The 905-nt window shown below is 65.1% G+C and carries 1 protein-coding gene; it reads left to right on the plus strand.

The window, feature by feature from the left end; translation table 11 throughout:
- On the plus strand, positions 1–905 hold a 905-nt coding region (locus tag A5697_RS28090), incomplete at both ends, for a glycosyltransferase (protein ID WP_068011386.1).

The raw sequence follows: 905 nt of genomic DNA on the forward strand, positions 1-905 counted from the left end.
TCGTCCCTGATCTCGGTTGGGGCCGGGGCCGATTTGCTCTTCACGGGCCAGCTCTACCAGGACCTGGCGATCAACGTGGCGGATTACTACAACATTCCGATGGCCACGCTGCATTACATCCCGATGCGGCCGAACGGGCAGCTGATTCCGATGCTGCCGGGGCCGATGGTTCGCACCGGAATGGCGGTGTACGACTGGGTGTGCTGGCGCATGAACAAGAGGGCCGAGGACCGCCAGCGCCGTGAACTCGGCTTGCCCACGGCCACGGTTGCCTCGCCGCGACGGATCGCAGAACGTGGGTCATTGGAAATCCAGGCCTACGACGAGGTGTGCTTCCCCGGGCTCGCTGCCGAATGGGCGAAATGGGGCGGCCAGCGTCCTTTCGTTGGATCGCTGACGATGGAGCTGACCACGGATGTCGACGACGAAGTCGCATCGTGGGTCGCTGCGGGAACACCACCCATCTGCTTCGGCTTCGGCAGCACAACGGTCGATTCGCCGGCCGAGACAATCACCATGATCGGCGAGGCCTGCGCGGAGCTGGGCGAGCGGGCGTTGGTGTGCTCTGGCAAAACCGATTTCAGTGGCGCCGCTCATTCGGACCACGTCAAGGTAGTCAGCGCGGTCAATTACGCAGCGGTCTTTCCCGCTTGCCGGGCCGTGGTACACCATAGCGGCGCGGGAACCACGGCAGCGGGCCTGCGCGCCGGAGTGCCCACATTGAGCCTCTGGAGCATGAGCGATCAGAAGATCTGGGCAGGGCAGGTGGATCGGTTGAAAGTCGGTGTCGCCCGCCCGTTTTCCAAAACCACGCGCGAGTCGCTGGTGGCCGACCTGCGCCAGATCCTCTCCCCCGACTACCTCTCGCGCGCCCGCGAGCTGGCCGCTCGGATGACGAAGCCCGC

It is taken from the genome of Mycobacterium sp. E3251 (genome assembly GCF_001666835.1).
Lineage (GTDB): Bacteria > Actinomycetota > Actinomycetes > Mycobacteriales > Mycobacteriaceae > Mycobacterium.